Below are 16,464 nucleotides of genomic sequence, written 5' to 3' on the forward strand. Positions count from 1 at the left end.
GCCCTGGAATCCACGAAGCCAGAAGCTAGGCGTCTCAAAAACCAGGGTCCCAAAAACCAGAAGTCATAAAAACCATGAAGCCGGCACTCGGCCGGCTTCATGGTTACGCCAAAGGGTCTTTATGCCAATGCCGGCTCGGCGCGCTTCACCGCTTCGCGCATGCGCCGACGGAACAGCGGCTCGTCGACGTCGACGGCCGGCTGGTAGGCACGGCTGAAGGCGTTCAGTGCCTGCAGAGCGTCCTCCAGCCACTGGTCCTCGCGCAGTGACAGGGCGTCGAAGCCACAGCGGGTGAGGAAGAAGGCCTGATCGACCAGCACGTCGCCGATAGCGCGGATCTCCCCCGCGTAGCCGTAACGCTCACGCAGCAGACGCGCCAGGCTGTAGCCGCGACCGTCGGTGAACTTGGGGAAGTCGATGGCGATCAGCGGTGCTGCAGCCAGCTCTTCGGCCAGTTCCGGTGTCAGCTCGGTATCGCTGGCCAGCCACGGGGCCAGCTCCTGGCTTCCCTCCAGCACCTGCCAGCGTGCCAACGGCACGATGGCGGGGGAGGCGGGCAGTGCCGCATCCTCTTCGCGAATCAGCACCCAGCGGTCTTCGGCCGGCTTGCCGCCACGAATGAAGGGGCGCACGGAGACGTTCTGATCAGGCATATACCCGCTCCTTGAAAGGCTTGAGGCCGATACGGCGATAGGTTTCGATGAAGGTTTCGCCCTCGACACGCTCACCGACATAGACTTGCAGCACTTTGTCGATCACCTCGGGCACGCTTTCGCGGTCGAACGAAGGGCCGAGGATCTTGCCCAGCGAAGCTTCGTTGCCCTGAGCGCCACCGAGCGAGATCTGATACCACTCCTCACCCTTCTTGTCGACGCCGAGGATGCCGATATGGCCGACGTGGTGATGCCCGCAGGCATTCATGCAGCCTGAGATATTGAGGTCCAGGGGCCGAGGTCGTAGAGGTAATCGATATCCTCGAAGCGCTCCTGAATCGCCTGGGCCACCGGAATGGACTTGGCATTGGCCAGGGCGCAGTAGTCACCGCCGGGGCAGCAGATCAGGTCGGCGAGGGTACCCACGGTGGGGTTGGCCAACCCGAGCTCATCCAACCGGTGCCAGAGCTCTTCCAGGCGATCCACCGCCACGTCGGCCAGCACCAGGTTCTGCTCGTGGGTGACGCGAATCTCGCCGTAGCTGAACTCGTCGGCCAGGTCTGCCACCTGATGCATCTGCTCCCAGGTCAGGTCACCGGGCGAATGGCCGCTGCGCTTGAGCGACAGCGTCACCGCCTTGTAGCCCGGTACCTTGTGTCCATGCACGTTATTGGTCACGAAGCGGGCGAAGGCCCGGTTCTCGCCGCGCAGGCGCTCGAACTCGGCAATCGCCTCGTCGCTGACGGCGCGGCGCTCCGGATCGACGAAGTGCGACTGCATCGCGTCGACGGCTTCACGGGTCAAGGTCTGCGGTCCATCCTTCAGATGCGCCCATTCGGCGTCGACCCGGCGGCGGAATTCCTCGACGCCCAGCGCCTTGACCAGGATCTTGATGCGCGCCTTGAACTTGTTGTCGCGGCGGCCGAACTGGTTGTACACGCGCACCAGGGCCTCGAGATAGGTCAGCAGATGCTGCCAAGGCAGGTCGTCGCGCACCACCTCGCCGATCATCGGCGTGCGGCCGAGGCCACCGCCGGCCAGCACCTTGACGCGCACTTCGCCGTGTTCGTCACGCCACAGGCGCAGGCCCACGTCATGGACCTGGATGGCGGCACGATCCTCGGCGGCACCCGTCACCGCGATCTTGAATTTACGCGGCAGGTAGGTGAACTCGGGATGGAAGGTCGACCACTGGCGAATCAGCTCGCACCATGGACGCGGATCGACCTCTTCGTCCTCGCAATGCCGGCGAACTGATCGGTGGAGGTATTGCGAATGTCGTTGCCGCTGGTCTGGATGGCATGCATCTGCACGCTGGCCAGCTCGGCCAGCATGTCCGGCACCGTCTCCAGCTTCGGCCAGTTCAGCTGCAGGTTGGTGCGGGTGGTGAAGTGTCCGTAGCCGCGATCGTAGTCGCGAGCCAGATCGCCCAGCTTGCGCAGCTGATAGGAGGCCAGCATGCCGTAGGGGATGGCAATACGCAGCATGGGTGCGTATCGCTGGACGTAGAGGCCGTTCTGCACGCGCAGCGGCAGAAATTCCTCGTCGCTGATGCGGCCGGCCAGATAACGGTTCATCTGCTCGCGAAACTGGGCGACGCGTTCATTGACCAGTGTCTGATCATGGGTGTCGTAGCGGTACATTCAGCCGGTCCTGCTGCTAGGGGATTGGCGAAGCGTCAGGGGGCACCATAACGCCCCGCGATATTCTATGAAAGAATAAATATTCATATTTTTTATACGTAAAGACATATAAAGCGTCAAGAGGGTCTCCCACCTGATCAGAACTGCACCCTGAGCCACTGGCGGCGCTGCCAAATCGCGGCAAACCACAGCGAGTTCAAGCAACGGTAGCCAAGCTGCACCCACCAGATACCCAGCAGCCCTTGCTCCATGGCCACGCCGACCCACCAGGCCAGAGGCAGGAAGACCAGCCACTGCAGGCTGAGGGTGGTCGTCATCACGGTACGGTTGGCCCCGGCGCCCAGCAGTGCCTGTCCCAATACCAGGGCAGCAGCATCCAGCACGATCATCACGGCAGTCAACTGCAGCGGCAGCCGGGCCAGGGCGATCAGCTCGGGGTCATGCAGGAACAACCCCAGGACATGCTCGGGCCATAGCATCATGGGCAGCGCCAGTGACGCCAGGCACAGCCAGGCCAGACGCACAACGTCCCAGCCCCAGCGATGCGCCTCACCATGGGCTTGTTCACCGAGCGACTGGCCCACCAGGCTCATCGCGGCCATGCCCAGCCCCACACCGGGCAGGATCAGCAGCAGCGACAGGTTCACCAGCACGTGGCCCACCGCCACGCTGGCGGTATCGATCTGGCCCAGGATCCAGAACAGTACGGCGTAACCGGCAGCGAACCATAGCTGCTGAAAGGAGTGCGGCGTGGCCAGGCGCAGGGTCGTCAGCAGCGTGGGACGTTCCGGCAGACGCGTCATGAAACCGCAGGCGACGGCATGACGGGTGCTGATCCAGGCCCACAGACCGAGCCCGGCGAGCAGCGAAAGGGAGGTTCCCGCGCCAGCGCCTGCCGCCCCCATGGCGGGCAGCCCGAGGTAGCCGAAGATCAGACAGATGCTGGCGAGCACGTTGACGACGTGCATCACCAGCATGATGCGCAGGTAGAAGCCGCTCTGCTGGATACCGTTCCAATAGCCGCGAAAGCAGAAGATCATCGCCACGGCGGCGAGCGACAGCACTCGCCAGCGGAAGTACTCCACCGCGACGTCGGTGACCTCGGCGCTGGGGTTGAGCCATCCCAGCAGCCATGGCGCCTGCCACAGGCAGAGCAGGGTAACGGGCAGCGACACGAGCAGGGCAATCGCAAGCCCGGCATTGAGCGGCAGGGCACGCTGGTGCCAGGCCTGTTCGCCGTGCCGCCAGGCGGTCTGTGCCTGCACCCCCGACGAAAGCCCGAACACCAGCGCGGTGATCAGGAACATGGCGTAGCCACCGATACCCACGCCGGCCAGCGGCACTTCGCCGAGCGAGCCGACCAGGGCCGCATCGATCAGATTGATCAGGCTCTGGGTGACCATGGCGGCGATGATCGGCAGAGCGAGGCGCAGGATTCTCCGGCGGCGAATGGAGTCGGGTAACATCCGTACTATCGGTTCGCGTACTATCGGTTCGTCTGAAAAACGCCCGTGCCGGTGGCACGGGCGGCGTCGAATGGCGACATATCAAGCCGGATCGTAGGAGAGCACCGGCGACAGCCAGCGCTCCATCTCCGCAAGCGTCATGCCCTTGCGCTCGGCCAGCGCCTCGACCTGGTCGCGGGTGATCTTGCCGGTCGAGAAGTACTTCGACTGCGGATGAGAGAAATACCACCCCGAGACTGCCGCGGCCGGCCACATGGCGAAGTTCTCGGTCAGCTCGATGCCGGCGTTCGCCGTGGCATCGAGCAGACGGAACAAGGTGCGCTTCTCGTGTGGTCGGGGCAGGCGGGGTAGCCCGGCGCCGGCCGGATACCCTGGTACTTCTCGGCGATCAGCGAATCGTTGTCCAGCGTCTCGTCGGGCACGTAGCCCCAGAACTCCTTGCGCACCCGCTCGTGCATGCGCTCGGCGAAGGCCTCGGCCAGGCGGTCGGTGAGGGCCTGGACCATGATCGCGTTGTAGTCGTCGCCGGCGGCCTTGTAGCGCTCGGCCAAGGCTTCGACGCCATGGCCGGTGGTCACGGCAAAGCCGCCGATCCAGTCAGGCTTGCCGCTCTCCTTGGGCGCGACGAAATCCGCCAGGCTGTAGCAGACGCCATCGCGATTTTTCGTGGTCTGCTGGCGAATGTGATGCAGCCGCTCGATGACTTGGGTGCGCGACTCGTCGGCATACACTTCGATGACGTCGTCATCGACGCTGTTGGCCGGCCACAGGCCGATCACGCCGCGCGCCTCGACGCGCTTCTCGTCGATCAGCTTGCGCAGCATCTGCTGGGCATCGGCAAACAGGTTGCGTGCTGCCTCGCCGACCACCGCGTCGTCGAGAATCTTCGGATATTTGCCCGCCAGCTCCCAGCTCATGAAGAAGGGCGTCCAGTCGATACGCTCAAGCAGCTCTTCGATGTCGTAGCAATCGAACACACGCAGGCCGGTGACGGCGGGCTTGGGCGGGGTATAGCCGTCCCAGTCGATGGGCAGCTTGCGCTGACGTGCCTCGGCGTAGCTCAGGTCGGCCGCCTTGGGTCGACGCTTCGCATTGCGGTCGCGCACCTGCTCGTATTCAGCCTTGATCTCGGCCACGTAGGTGGGCTTGAGCGTGGGCGAGAGCAGCTTGCCGGCCACGCCGACTGCACGCGAGGCGTCGGCCACGTAAATCACTGGCTCGTCGTACTGCGGTTCGACCTTTACCGCGGTGTGCGCCTTGGAAGTGGTGGCGCCGCCGATCAGCAGCGGCAGCTTGAAGCCCTGGCGCTGCATCTCCTTGGCCACGTGGACCATCTCGTCCAGCGATGGAGTGATGAGCCCCGAGAGGCCGATGATGTCGGCGTTTACCTCGCGGGCCGTCTGCAGGATCTTTTCCGCCGGCACCATCACGCCGAGGTCGACCACTTCGTAGTTGTTGCACTGCAGGACCACGCCGACGATGTTCTTGCCGATGTCGTGCACGTCGCCCTTGACCGTGGCCATCACGATCTTGCCCTTGGCCTGGGTGTCAGCACTCTTTTCCGCCTCGATGAAGGGAATGAGGTAGGCCACCGCCTGCTTCATGACCCGCGCCGACTTGACCACCTGGGGCAGGAACATCTTGCCGGCGCCGAACAGATCGCCGACCACGTTCATGCCGTCCATCAGCGGTCCTTCGATCACCTCGATGGGGCGGTTGGCCTGCTGGCGGGCTTCCTCGGTGTCGTCCTCGATGTAGGCCGTCACCCCCTTCACCAGGGCATGCTCGATGCGCTTGTTGACCGGCCAGGAGCGCCACTCAAGGTCCTCCTTCCTGGCCGCGCCACTGCCGTCGCCCTTGTACTTCTCGGCCAGATCGACCAGCCGCTCGGTGGAGTCGCTGCGGCGATTGAGCACCACGTCCTCGACCGCCTCGCGCAGCTCCTCCGGCAGGTCGTCGTAGACCGCCAACTGGCCGGCGTTGACGATACCCATGGTCAGCCCGGCACGGATCGCATGGTAGAGGAAGACCGAGTGGATCGCCTCACGTACCGGGTTGTTGCCACGGAAGGAGAACGACACGTTGGAGACGCCGCCAGAGACCATGGCGTGGGGCAGGTGCTCGCGAATCCAGCGAGTGGCCTCGATGAAGTCGACGGCGTAGTTGTCGTGCTCCTCGATGCCGGTGGCGATGGCGAAGATGTTGGGGTCGAAGATGATGTCTTCCGGCGGTAAGCCGACTCGTTCGACCAGCAGCTCGTAGGCACGCTGGCAGATCTCGGTCTTGCGCGCGAAGGTATCGGCCTGGCCGGCCTCGTCGAAGGCCATCACCACCACGGCGGCGCCGTAGCGGCGGCACAGGCTGGCCTGTTCGAGGAAGGATGCCTCGCCCTCCTTGAGCGAGATGGAGTTGACCACCGCCTTGCCCTGCACGCACTTGAGCCCGGCCTCGATGATCTCCCATTTGGAGGAGTCGATCATGATCGGCACGCGGGCGATGTCGGGCTCACCGGCGATCAGGTTGAGGAAGCGCACCATCGCCTCCTGGGACTCGAGCATGCCCTCGTCCATGTTGATGTCGATGACCTGCGCGCCGTTTTCGACCTGCTCGAGGGCCACCTCCAGCGCCGTGGTGTAGTCCTCTTCTACGATCAGCCGCTTGAAGCGCGCCGAGCCGGTGACGTTGGTGCGCTCGCCGACGTTGACGAACAGCGAATCCTTCTCGATGTTGAACGGCTCGAGGCCGGAGAGGCGACAGGCGCGCGGGCGCTCGGGCACCTGGCGCGGCGTCAGACCCTGGATGGCAGCATGAATCGCGGCGATGTGCTCGGGGTCGAACCGCAGCAGCCGCCGATGATGTTGACCAGGCCGCTTTGGGCAAACTCGGCGACGATGGCCGCCATCTCCTCCGGCGTCTGGTCGTACTCGCCGAATTCGTTGGGCAAACCGGCGTTGGGGTGCGCCGAGACGAAGGTATCGGCCTTGTTCGAGAGTTCCTCGAGATAGGGGCGCAGCTCTTCGGCACCCAGCGCACAGTTGAGGCCGATGGAGAGCGGCTGGGCGTGGCGCACCGAATTCCAGAAGGCTTCCGTGGTCTGGCCGGAGAGGGTGCGCCCCGAGGCGTCGGTGATGGTGCCCGAAATCATGACCGGCAGGCGTTCGCCACGCGCTTCGAACAGGGTCTCCAGGGCGAAGATGGCCGCCTTGGCGTTGAGGGTGTCGAAGATCGTCTCGATCAGGATCAGGTCGGCACCGCCCTCGATCAGCGCTTCGGCCGCCTCGTAGTAGTTGTCGCGCAGCTCATCGAAAGTGACGTTGCGCTTGGCCGGGTCGTTGACGTCCGGTGACAGCGAGGCGGTGCGCGAAGTCGGTCCCAGCACGCCGGCCACGTAGCGCGGCACCCCGGTTTCGGCTGCCACGGCGTCGCACACCTCGCGGGCCAGGCGCGCCGACTCGCGGTTGAGTTCTGGCACCAGCGCTTCCATGCCGTAGTCGGCCTGGGAAAGGCGGGTGCTGTTGAACGTGTTGGTCTCGATGATGTCGGCGCCGGCCTCGAGATACTGGCGATGAATCCGCGTGACCAGTTCGGGGCAGGTCAGCGCCAGCAGGTCGTTGTTGCCCTTGAGGTCGGAGGGCCAATCGCTGAAGCGCTCGCCGCGGAAGTCGGCTTCGTCGAGCCGGGCATTCTGCAACATGGTGCCCATGCCGCCATCCAGCATGAGGATGCGCTCGCCGAGACGCTCGGTGAGGGTGGCGGTCAGTGCAGAGGGTACGGCGGCCATGGGTCGGGTCTATCTCCAGCGAAGTCACGTCCAGGGTTTGGGGCCGCCCGCGGATTCTTGTGGGCTACGGGCGTAGGCGGTCATGTCGGCCCGACATGGTAGCAAAACCAGCGCCTTGAGGGCAGGGCTGGTCAAAAACCGAGCAAAACAGTCGGGATTGTCTCGAAGCAGGCTTTTGCTTACCATAATGGCATGTCACCTATGGCCGGTCCGCGCGACCGTGCCCGACCAGCGAGAACACCATGAGCGAGATCATCCAGATTACCGACAGCGCCCAGGACTACCTCGCCGAGCTGCTCGAGAAGCAGAACGTCGAAGGGATCGCCGTGCGCATCTTCATCACTCAGCCGGGTACGCCCTATGCCGAGACCTGCCTGGCCTACTGTCGGCCTGGCGAGGAGGAGCCCACCGACCAGCGACTGGAGCTCGAGAAGATCGTCGTACTGGTCGACAAGAACAGCATTCCCTTCCTCGAGGAGGCGGTAGTCGACTTCAATGCCGATCGCATGGGCGGCCAGCTCACCATCAAGGCGCCCAATGCCAAGATGCCCAAGGTCAACGCCGACAGTCCGCTCGAGGATCGCGTCAACTACATCCTCTACAGCGAAATCAATCCCGGCCTGGCTGCCCACGGCGGCGAGATCAAGCTGGTCGAGCTGACCGAGGATCAGGTGGCGGTGCTTGCCTTCGGCGGCGGCTGCCAGGGCTGCGCCGCGGTCGACCTGACCCTCAAGGAGGGTGTGGAGAAGACCCTGATGGAGCGTATCCCTGAGCTGGCCGGCATCCGCGACGTGACCGACCACACGGATACCACCAACGCCTACTATCGCTGACATTCGAAACGGCGAGCCGCATTTCGCGGCATCGCCGTGGTTCGTACAGGGTGCACCCGCCCGCAAGGGCGCCGGGCATTCAGCGGACGCTCTCGGAAGGCTCCACTTTGGAGCCTTCCTGCGTTTCGGCTCCCCGTTCCGCACGGCGTGAGGGCTTTCCTTCCTCGTCAGGCTGCCAGGTACGCCGCATCAGCTCCGCTTCCAGTGTGCGCAGGCGTGCCGCCTGCTCGTCGATGTGGCGTTTCTGGTCCTCGATGCGGGCCTGCAGCAGCGACTGCTCGTGGCGCAGGGTATCGATGCGCTCTTCGGCACGGCTCCTGGCCCACTGGGTCTCGCGATGCTGCTTTTCCTCCTTGGCCAGCGCCGCCTGGGTCTCGTGCAGCTGCCGCTGCATGTTCTCCTGGCGCTTCTCGAGTTGCGCCACCGTGGCGTCGTGTCGCTTCTCTGCCGACATTCGCTCCTGACGCGCCTCGTCGAGCAGGCTCATCAGGCGCGCCTCGGCAGCCTCGTGGCGCTGCTCTTCCTGGTTCAGGCGCGCCAGTTGCTGGGCGTCACGGTCGGCCAACGCCTGCTGGTGCGCCTGCATCTGCTGCTCATTCTCTCGCTGCAACTTGTCGAGCTGCTGCAGGGTTCGACTCAGGCGCTGTTCCAGTTGGCGTGAGCGCTCCTGCCACTGGTCGCGCTCGCTCTCGACCTTCGCCAGCGCGGCACTGCGCTGCTCGAGCCGTTGCTCCGTGCCCGCCAGGTGCGCCGACAGAGCGGCTTCGCGCTGCTCGGCATTTTCCACCTGGCGCTGCGCCTCCTGCATGGCAGCCTGCACATCCGCCACACGGCGATCGGCCTCTTCGCGGTAGCCCGACAGCGCCTCTCCAGCGGCCTCCTGAGCCTTGTGCCACAAGCTTTCCGCCAATCTCAGTACCGGTTCCGGCATTGCCTGGGAAGCGGGCAGGTCGCGGCTGGCTTCGCGCTGAAACCGCCACTCCCTCAGGTGATCGCTGATGGTGGTGAAGCTGCCGGTTCCCAGCACGTCGCGAATTTTCTGAACGCTGGGCGCTTCCCCCTTGGCCAGCAGGGTCTCGATGGCCTGCTGGACGTCCACGTACTGCACACCGCTGCGTGCCATGACGGTCTCCTTGTGTGGTGGCTGATCCTTGCGTCACGCGGCAGGCGTCGCTTGTTGTTACCGTTCCATGCGCCCGCTCGGATACCTAAGCATAGCGACTTTCGTCCAAGGCGGAAAGATAATTACATTAAACGTAATTACGTAATTTACATAATGAAAAACGATAGAAATTCAAGATTACCTGTCTTATCTTGAATTTTTAGCCACTACACGGGACACTTCCACACAGAGACGACAAGCGCGGCGCAGGGCAGACGACACGAGCGATGCACGAACGAGAGTTACACGAGCAAGATCTGCACGAAGAGGGCGGCAGCGACGCCACTATGCACCAGAGCGAGGAACGGAACCCGGCTCGCCATGTAGCAGGAGGCGATCCCATTCCGTCGGCTGCGGTGATGGCCAACGCGAATAGCGCTGCTCGTATCGCGGCCAGCAGCGATGCCGAGGCCGTGGCCCTGTGGCTTGCCGAGTTCCGTGCCAGCCCACAAACTCTGCGGGCCTATCGCCGGGAAGCCGAGCGACTGTTGCTGTGGCTGGAGCATCAGGGCCGGGACCTGGGGCAATTGCGCCGCCAGGACCTGGATACCTTTGAAGCCTTCCTGGCTTCGCCCGCGCCGCGCCACCTCTGGGTGGGGCCGCCACGACCTCGACACGCACCGGATTGGCGGCCGTTTCGCGGACCGCTGTCACCGGCCAGCCGCAGGCAGAGCCTGGTGATCCTGCAAGGCATGTTTGCCTGGCTGGTCGAGGCAGGGTGGGTTGCACACAACCCGTTCCGCTTGATGCGCGACAAGCGCCGCCGCCTCGACAATCGGCGCGCGGGTGTCGATCGCTACCTGGAGCGCCCGCTGTGGGAGTGGCTGTGGCAGTGGCTCACCCGCCCCCTGGAAGATGGCGCCAACGCTCGCGAGCGTTATCTATGGCAGCGTCGGCGCGTGATATTCGGCTTCGCTTACCTGCTGGCACCGCGTATCGGCGAGATGGCCGGCGCCGAGATGGGCGACTTCTTTCAGCGCGAAGGGCGCTGGTGGTGGCGCGTAGTGGGGAAGGGCGACAAGGCTGCCCGGATACCGGTGCCCGACGACATGCTGGTCCTGCTGCGCGAGTGGCGGCGTGAACTCGACTTATCCGCCGAGCCTGCGCCCGGGGAGGTAGGCCCCGTGCTGCGCGGCCTGGACGGCCAGCGTGGCCTGGGCGACAACCAGCTTTACCGCCTGATACGCGACACCTTTCGCCAGGCCGCCTCGGTCCTGGAAACCGAGGCCGGCGATACGGCGACGGCACAGGTGGCGCGGCTGCGCAGCGCCACGCCTCACTGGCTACGCCATACCGCGCTCACGCATCAGGCCCAAGCCGGCGTGGAGCTGCGCTACCTGGCCAGCACCGCCCGCCATGCCGACTGGACACCACCGCACAATACCTCCATACCGAAGATGAGGAGTGGCATCGCCAACAGTCGGCCCATGGATTGCCCGGCAGGGCGGCCGAACCGGTATAATGGTGGACAAGCCAATACGGGAGACGACATGACTACCGAAGCCACGGCCGAACAGGCCCAGCAGGCGCTGCTGGAAGAGTTCGAGATGTTCGATAACTGGATGGATCGCTACCAGTACATCATCGACATGGGCAAGCAGCTGCCGGCGTTTCCGGAAGAGTGGAAGACCCCGGAGCGCAAGATCCAAGGCTGCCAGTCGAACGTCTGGATACACCACTGTCGCGAAGGTGACGTACTGCACTTCGATGCGATATCGGATGCAGCCATCGTCTCCGGCCTGATCGCGGTACTGATGCGCATCTACAACGATCGGCCTGCCACCGAGATTCGCGATACCAGCCCGCATTTCCTTGAGGACCTGGGGCTGGACAAGCACCTTTCGCCGACGCGCAGCAACGGGCTGCATGCCATGCTCGGCAAGATCTACGAGGTTGCCGAGAAAGAGGTCGCCTCGGCCTGACGCCGGCCCGGTGTGAGCGCGACGACATGGCGTCGACGCTCACGCTCGAGAATACGCTCGCTATCCAGGCTGGCAATCGAGACATCCCGCGCCACAGGGATTTCACCCGACAGCTGCAGCGCCTGGTAGCGACCGCAGCAAACGCGCAGGAAAGAGGCGAAGTTGGCAGGATCGTGCCCAGCCTCCGCGCACTCCCGCGAAAGCTTCGCCACCAGTTGGCTCAAGGTAAGCCCGTCGCGCCGGCCGATCTCTTCCAGTATCGCCCAGAAGAAGCGCTCCAGGCGCACGCTGGTGGAGACTCCGTCGAGGCGCATGGAGCGCGTCTGGGGCTCCCAGAGCTGCGGTTCGGCACCGATGAAAAGCCTGCACATACCTTTCCTCCCTTGCTGGCCCGGTCGACCTCTTCATCATGGTGTCAGGCACGAGCCAGGGCAAGGCGGTGTCGCGGGGAGCCTAATGTTCGATTCGGGTACCCAGCACGGCCAGGAACTGGGCCAGCCATGCAGGATGGGCGGGCCAGGCCGGGGCGGTGACCAGCTTGCCGTCGGTGACCGCATCGTCCACCGCGATGTCGGCATAGCGTCCGCCGGCCAGCTCCACCTCGGGACGGCAGGCAGGGTAGGCCGAGCAGGTACGCCCCTCCAGCACCCGGGCAGCCGCCAGCAGCTGGGCACCATGACAGATCGCCGCCACCGGCTTGTCGGCCTCGAAGAAATGACGCACCAGGCCAATGACCTTATCGTTCAGGCGCAGGTATTCCGGTGCGCGTCCGCCGGCGATGACCAGACCGTCATAATCGGCCGGATCCACTGCGGCAAACTCCGCGTTGAGGGTGAAGCGATGACCCGGCTTCTCGCTATAGGTCTGGTCCCCTTCGAAATCATGAATGGCGGTGGCAATGCTGTCACCGGCCCGCTTGTCGGGACACACGGCGTCGACGCGATGCCCCACGGCCTGGAGGGCCTGGAACGGCACCATGGTCTCGTAGTCTTCGGCAAAGTCGCCGCACAGCAAGAGCAGTCGCTTGGCAGGCATGGCGTGTCTCCTCATCGACTCGTTGTGGTGGGTATGCCACGGATCAGTCTGTCACCGATGAGTCGGAGGAGGGTGGTAGCGGGCTACTACAGGCGCCTGGTCTCGGCGCCCTGGCCTGCGCCATGGTGATGGCGACAGCGGAAATGCTCGTCGAGTTCGGGATCTTCGCGGCAGAGCCGCTCGCTGGGTCCGCCGGGTACGGGATCGATGCCCCCGCCACTACCCGGATGGCAGCGAGCGATGCGCTTGGCGGCGAGCCAGCCGCCGCGCAGCGGGCCATGGACCTGAATGGCTTCCACCGTGTAGTGCGAGCAGCTGGGCCAGAAGCGGCAGCGTGGGCCCAGCAGGGGGCTTATCACCAGTTGGTAGAGCCTGACCAGGCCGATCATCGCGAGCCCAAGCGCGCCGCGTAGCAATCGGCCAAGGCGGGCGAGCCAGGCCGCCAGGCAGGGCATGGCTCAGCGCCCCTCCGCCGGATTGCGGTAGAGGATTTCCGGGTCGATCAACGGCTCGCTGGTGATGCGCGCCTCGCCGTTTTCAAGGGCTACGTAGAAACAGCTGCGCCGCCCGGTATGGCATGCGGGGCCGGTCTGTTCGACCTGCAACAGCAGCGTGTCGCCGTCACAATCGAGGCTGGCTCCGCGCAGATGCTGCTGCTGGCCCGAGGATTCTCCCTTGCGCCACAGCTTGCCGCGAGAGCGCGACCAGTAGCAGACACGCCCGGTGGCGAGGGTCTCTTCCAGCGCCTCACGGTTCATCCAGGCCATCATCAGCACTTCGCCGCTGTCATGCTGCTGGGCGATGGCGGGAATCAGGCCATCGCCGTTGAAACGCGCGGCCTCGAGCACCTCGGCTAGCGGCACACGGGAGTCGAGCTCGGCACGCTCGAGTTGCTTGAAGGTATCGGTCATGGCATATCCGTCGCGTAGTTTCAGGCACGCACCGCCGCATTCAGGCAGGCGTCACAACTGCCCAGCAGCTCGATGGTCTGACGCTCGACGCGAAAGCCCAAGGTGCGTGCCTGGGCGCTGAGTTGAGCGTTGACGTCATCCAGATGCAGCTCCTCGACACGCCCGCAGTGGCGGCAGATCAAGAGCTGGAAGCCATGTGCATGCTCGGGGCAGGGACAGGCGACATAGGCATTGAGCGACTCGATGCGATGCACCAGCCCTTGCTCGATGAGGAAATCGAGCGCTCGATAAATCGTCGGCGGGCGGGCTGCCGCATGCTCGACGGCGAGCCGATCGAGCAGTTCATAGGCTTTCAGGCCCCCGCTGGCCCCGGCAATCATCTCGAGCACACGGCGTCGGATCGGGGTGAAGCGAACCCGCGCTGCTGACATTGTCTCTCGGCCTGCGCAAGCAGGGCAGTGGCGTCGGTCATGGGAGAACCGGTATCTCGGGAACAGAGTCCATTCTACGTGCTGACACAGGCCGGGGCCAGCTCGGGTTCAGGCAGGTCCTTGAGTTCACCACGACGGGAGAAATGGCGCTGAGCAAAGGCGACCCTCTCCTTGACGTTCAGGCGATCGGACTGTTTCTCCACCAGATCGAGGCGCGAGCGCAGCCCCTCGCCGTTAGCCATTTGAATGGCAAGCCCCGGACGGGCGTTGAGTTCAAGCAGCATAGGGCCCCGGTCACGGTCGATCACCATGTCGGTGCCCAGGTAGCCAAGCCCGGTCATTTCGTAACAGCTCGCCGCCAGCTCGAGCAGATTCGTCCAGTCGGGAATGCGCAGGCTGGCGAGCTCGTGGCCGGTATCCGGATGGTCGCGCCGGGAACGATCGAACTGAACGCCACGCACCGCTGTTCCCGTGGCAATATCGAGCCCGACGCCCACCGCCCCCTGGTGCAGGTTGGCCTTGCCATCGGAGGCTGCCGTCGACAGACGCATCATGGCCATGACCGGGTAACCGCGGAAGACGATCACGCGAATGTCGGGTACACCTTCATAGGTGTACTCGGAGAGCTTCTCGTCGAAGTTGATCAGCGCCTCGATCATCGCCACGTCGGGCGCGCCACCCAGGGAGTATAGCCCCGACAGGATGTTGGAGATATGGCGATGCAGATCCTCCAGGCTCAGCTTGGCACCGCTGGGTTTGACGAAGCCGTCATTGTCGACCCGCTCGATGACCAGGATGCCTTTGCCACCGCTGCCCTTGGCCGGCTTGATGGCAAAGCCGTTGTGCCCGGCGATCATGTTGCCCACCCGCTTGACCTCGAATTGGGTGGTCACGGTGCCGATCAGGGCAGGGGTGGTGATACCGTACTGCTCAGCCAGCAGCTTGGTCTTGAGCTTGTCGTCCACCAGCGGGTAGAGGCGTCGATTGTTATAACGCCCGATGTAACGAATGTTGCGCCGGTTCATGCCGATGATACCGCGACTCAGAAGCTGGCTCGGCCGTGCCCACATGATGTCAATCCTCGGTGACCGGTTTGAAGCGCCTCAGCTCGAGCAGGCGGTATCCCGTGTAGTTACCCAGCAGCAGGATCAAAGCCATGATGATGAGCTGTACGCCCAAAAAGTTGAAGGTGATATGGCGTATCCACGGGTTGTTCATGGCGAGATAAGCCAGTACGGCAGTAATGAGGCTTCCGCCGCCCTGAATCAAGACCTCCTTGGGACCTTCTTCTTCCCAGAGGATCGACATACGCTCGATGGTCCAGGCCAGAATGATCATCGGGAAGAAGGTGATCGTCAGGCCCGCATTGAGCCCCACCCGATAGGAGAGCACGGAGAAGATCGAGATGATGGCGATGACCGTGATGATCACCGCCGACACTCGCGCGACCAACAACAGGTTGAGATACGACAGGTAGTTACGTATTACCAGCCCCACCGAAACGATCAGCAGGAAGCCGATCAATCCAGTGGGCAGGGTCGTCTGGATGAAGGCCAGTGCGATCAACACGGGCATGAAGGTGCCCGAGGTCTTGATCCCGACGAGAATACGCAGGAACACTACCACCAGCGCCCCGATAGGAATCAGCAGGATGGTCTGGAACAGCGCCTGCTCCTCCAGCGGCAAGCTGTGGATCGAGAAGTTGAGCAGGGTGTCGTCGACCAGCTGGCTGCGTACCGCGGCCGCGGCGGGCTGGCTGCGCGAAAGCATGGAGAAGGTGACCCGCGAGTTGGTGCCGCCCTGTACCTCGAGCACTGCGCGGCCCCCGGTTTCCCACAGCAGCAGGTTTTCCGGCTGGCCCTGGTCGGCAGTGCGCGGGTTGAACAGCGCCCAGTTCTCCTCGTCCGCAAAGACCATGATCCATGACGTCAAGGTCTGGCGCCGACGCCCATCCTCGAGCACGAGCCCGCTCACTTCGCGCGCATGCACCCCGGCCTGGTTGAGCAGGCGCACCAGCAGGGGGGTGCGATCGAACTGGGTCAGCAGCAAGCGGGCGTTCTCGCCTTGACGCTCTGCGTCGAAATCGCGGATCAATTCCCGAGTGAAGGTATAGGGATCGGCACTGCGCGCCCAGGCACGTTCGATCACCTGGGCCGCCGCTGTGTCGTAAGGACGCTCCCAACTGACTTCACGCAGTGCCGGACGAGCGATCTGACGCTGTCGCCGGTCATCGGTCACCTGCATGCGCACGGAGTAATAAAGCTGCTGGCTGCCTGTTGCCCGTCGAATCGACCACTGCGCGCGACGACCGGTTTCGTCCTGCAGGAACGACAGCCCATAGCCCGGTGAGGCGGTATTCTCGGTCAGGATCCGGTAGCCGCGCTGATGCGAGGGCAATGCCAGCTCAACGCGCACAGGATCGCCCACGGCCGTGAAGTCGACGATGGCCTCGACCTCCCATACCTGGCGCTGCTCACCGGGGGTCCACGGCACTTCCATTTGGATATGGCGATGCAGGCTTGTGCCGATGCCGAGCGCCATCAGCAGGCCCACGATGAGATAGAAGGGCAGTCGTGACATTTCTCTTCCTTGCAGATAGGTCCTTTAGAGAGGTCCTTGCAGATAGG

At 64.1% G+C, this 16,464-nt stretch carries 11 protein-coding genes and 4 pseudogenes; 3 read left to right on the plus strand and 12 right to left on the minus strand.

The genetic code is table 11. The features are described 5' to 3' along the window. Positions 1-119: 119 nt before the first annotated feature. The 4 genes and pseudogenes from EKK97_RS11875 to metH form a co-directional block, all read right to left on the minus strand. Positions 120-653 (minus strand): DUF934 domain-containing protein, encoded by a 534-nt coding sequence (locus EKK97_RS11875; RefSeq protein WP_159552100.1) that lies wholly within the window; start codon positions 651-653, stop codon positions 120-122. Continuing rightward, a pseudogene (locus tag EKK97_RS11880) lies at positions 646-2,296 on the minus strand (nitrite/sulfite reductase). The gene EKK97_RS11875 and the pseudogene EKK97_RS11880 overlap by 8 nt, the downstream one beginning before the upstream one ends. Positions 2,297-2,433: 137 nt before the next feature. Next, on the minus strand, positions 2,434-3,762 hold the full coding sequence (locus tag EKK97_RS11885; RefSeq protein WP_159552102.1) for an MATE family efflux transporter: 1,329 nt from the start codon (positions 3,760-3,762) through the stop codon (positions 2,434-2,436). 81 nt (positions 3,763-3,843) lie between these two features. After that, positions 3,844-7,543 (minus strand): annotated as a pseudogene (gene metH / locus EKK97_RS11890) (methionine synthase). A gap of 242 nt (positions 7,544-7,785) precedes the next feature. Between metH and nfuA the strand changes: the two are divergent. Beyond that, positions 7,786-8,376: a Fe-S biogenesis protein NfuA gene (gene nfuA / locus EKK97_RS11895; RefSeq protein ID WP_159552104.1), complete on the plus strand. Its 591-nt coding sequence runs from the start codon at positions 7,786-7,788 to the stop codon at positions 8,374-8,376. Positions 8,377-8,455: 79 nt separating this feature from the next. Here nfuA and EKK97_RS11900 read toward each other — a convergent pair whose 3' ends face one another. Further along, the gene (locus EKK97_RS11900) at positions 8,456-9,499 is read right to left on the minus strand and encodes a DNA-binding protein (protein ID WP_159552106.1); all 1,044 of its coding nucleotides are present in this window, start codon (positions 9,497-9,499) and stop codon (positions 8,456-8,458) included. A 398-nt stretch (positions 9,500-9,897) separates the two neighbouring features. On the opposite strand from EKK97_RS11900, the pseudogene EKK97_RS11905 reads away from it, so the two are divergent. Both EKK97_RS11905 and EKK97_RS11910 read left to right on the plus strand, forming a co-directional pair. Beyond that, positions 9,898-11,000 (plus strand): annotated as a pseudogene (locus EKK97_RS11905) (tyrosine-type recombinase/integrase). 28 nt (positions 11,001-11,028) lie between these two features. After that, positions 11,029-11,460, plus strand: a complete 432-nt coding sequence (locus EKK97_RS11910; protein WP_159552108.1) for a SufE family protein — start codon at positions 11,029-11,031, stop codon at positions 11,458-11,460. Here the strand turns inward: EKK97_RS11910 and EKK97_RS11915 are convergent. From EKK97_RS11915 to EKK97_RS11945, 7 genes and pseudogenes are all read right to left on the minus strand, one after another. Beyond that, the gene (locus tag EKK97_RS11915; RefSeq protein ID WP_159552110.1) at positions 11,424-11,831 is read right to left on the minus strand and encodes a ribbon-helix-helix domain-containing protein; all 408 of its coding nucleotides are present in this window, start codon (positions 11,829-11,831) and stop codon (positions 11,424-11,426) included. The genes EKK97_RS11910 and EKK97_RS11915 overlap by 37 nt on opposite strands. 82 nt (positions 11,832-11,913) lie before the next feature. Next, complete coding sequence (locus EKK97_RS11920) at positions 11,914-12,495, minus strand: DJ-1/PfpI family protein (protein ID WP_159552112.1); 582 nt, start codon at positions 12,493-12,495, stop codon at positions 11,914-11,916. An 86-nt stretch (positions 12,496-12,581) separates the two neighbouring features. After that, complete coding sequence (yidD, locus tag EKK97_RS11925) at positions 12,582-12,950, minus strand: membrane protein insertion efficiency factor YidD (protein ID WP_159552114.1); 369 nt, start codon at positions 12,948-12,950, stop codon at positions 12,582-12,584. Positions 12,951-12,953: 3 nt separating this feature from the next. Then, positions 12,954-13,406 (minus strand): phosphoribosyl-AMP cyclohydrolase, encoded by a 453-nt coding sequence (hisI, locus tag EKK97_RS11930; RefSeq protein ID WP_159552116.1) that lies wholly within the window; start codon positions 13,404-13,406, stop codon positions 12,954-12,956. A gap of 20 nt (positions 13,407-13,426) precedes the next feature. Continuing rightward, positions 13,427-13,878: pseudogene (locus EKK97_RS11935) on the minus strand (transcriptional repressor). 33 nt (positions 13,879-13,911) lie between these two features. Then, positions 13,912-14,907, minus strand: coding sequence for an alpha-L-glutamate ligase-like protein (locus EKK97_RS11940; protein ID WP_159552118.1), 996 nt, complete (start codon positions 14,905-14,907; stop codon positions 13,912-13,914). 4 nt (positions 14,908-14,911) lie between these two features. Next, a complete protein-coding gene (locus EKK97_RS11945; RefSeq protein WP_159552120.1) occupies positions 14,912-16,417 on the minus strand; it encodes an inactive transglutaminase family protein in 1,506 nt (501 codons plus the stop codon). Between the last annotated feature and the right edge of the window lie 47 nt (positions 16,418-16,464).

The sequence above is a fragment of the Billgrantia tianxiuensis genome, assembly GCF_009834345.1.
GTDB classification, from domain to species: domain Bacteria; phylum Pseudomonadota; class Gammaproteobacteria; order Pseudomonadales; family Halomonadaceae; genus Halomonas; species Halomonas tianxiuensis.

Coding starts and splice junctions, on each gene's coding strand:
- EKK97_RS11875 (WP_159552100.1), bottom strand. CDS start 653: ATGCCTGATCAGAACGTCTCCGTGCGCCCCTTCATTCGTGGCGGCAAG.
- EKK97_RS11885 (WP_159552102.1), bottom strand. CDS start 3,762: ATGTTACCCGACTCCATTCGCCGCCGGAGAATCCTGCGCCTCGCTCTG.
- nfuA (WP_159552104.1), top strand. CDS start 7,786: ATGAGCGAGATCATCCAGATTACCGACAGCGCCCAGGACTACCTCGCC.
- EKK97_RS11900 (WP_159552106.1), bottom strand. CDS start 9,499: ATGGCACGCAGCGGTGTGCAGTACGTGGACGTCCAGCAGGCCATCGAG.
- EKK97_RS11910 (WP_159552108.1), top strand. CDS start 11,029: ATGACTACCGAAGCCACGGCCGAACAGGCCCAGCAGGCGCTGCTGGAA.
- EKK97_RS11915 (WP_159552110.1), bottom strand. CDS start 11,831: ATGTGCAGGCTTTTCATCGGTGCCGAACCGCAGCTCTGGGAGCCCCAG.
- EKK97_RS11920 (WP_159552112.1), bottom strand. CDS start 12,495: ATGCCTGCCAAGCGACTGCTCTTGCTGTGCGGCGACTTTGCCGAAGAC.
- yidD (WP_159552114.1), bottom strand. CDS start 12,950: ATGCCCTGCCTGGCGGCCTGGCTCGCCCGCCTTGGCCGATTGCTACGC.
- hisI (WP_159552116.1), bottom strand. CDS start 13,406: ATGACCGATACCTTCAAGCAACTCGAGCGTGCCGAGCTCGACTCCCGT.
- EKK97_RS11940 (WP_159552118.1), bottom strand. CDS start 14,907: ATGTGGGCACGGCCGAGCCAGCTTCTGAGTCGCGGTATCATCGGCATG.
- EKK97_RS11945 (WP_159552120.1), bottom strand. CDS start 16,417: ATGTCACGACTGCCCTTCTATCTCATCGTGGGCCTGCTGATGGCGCTC.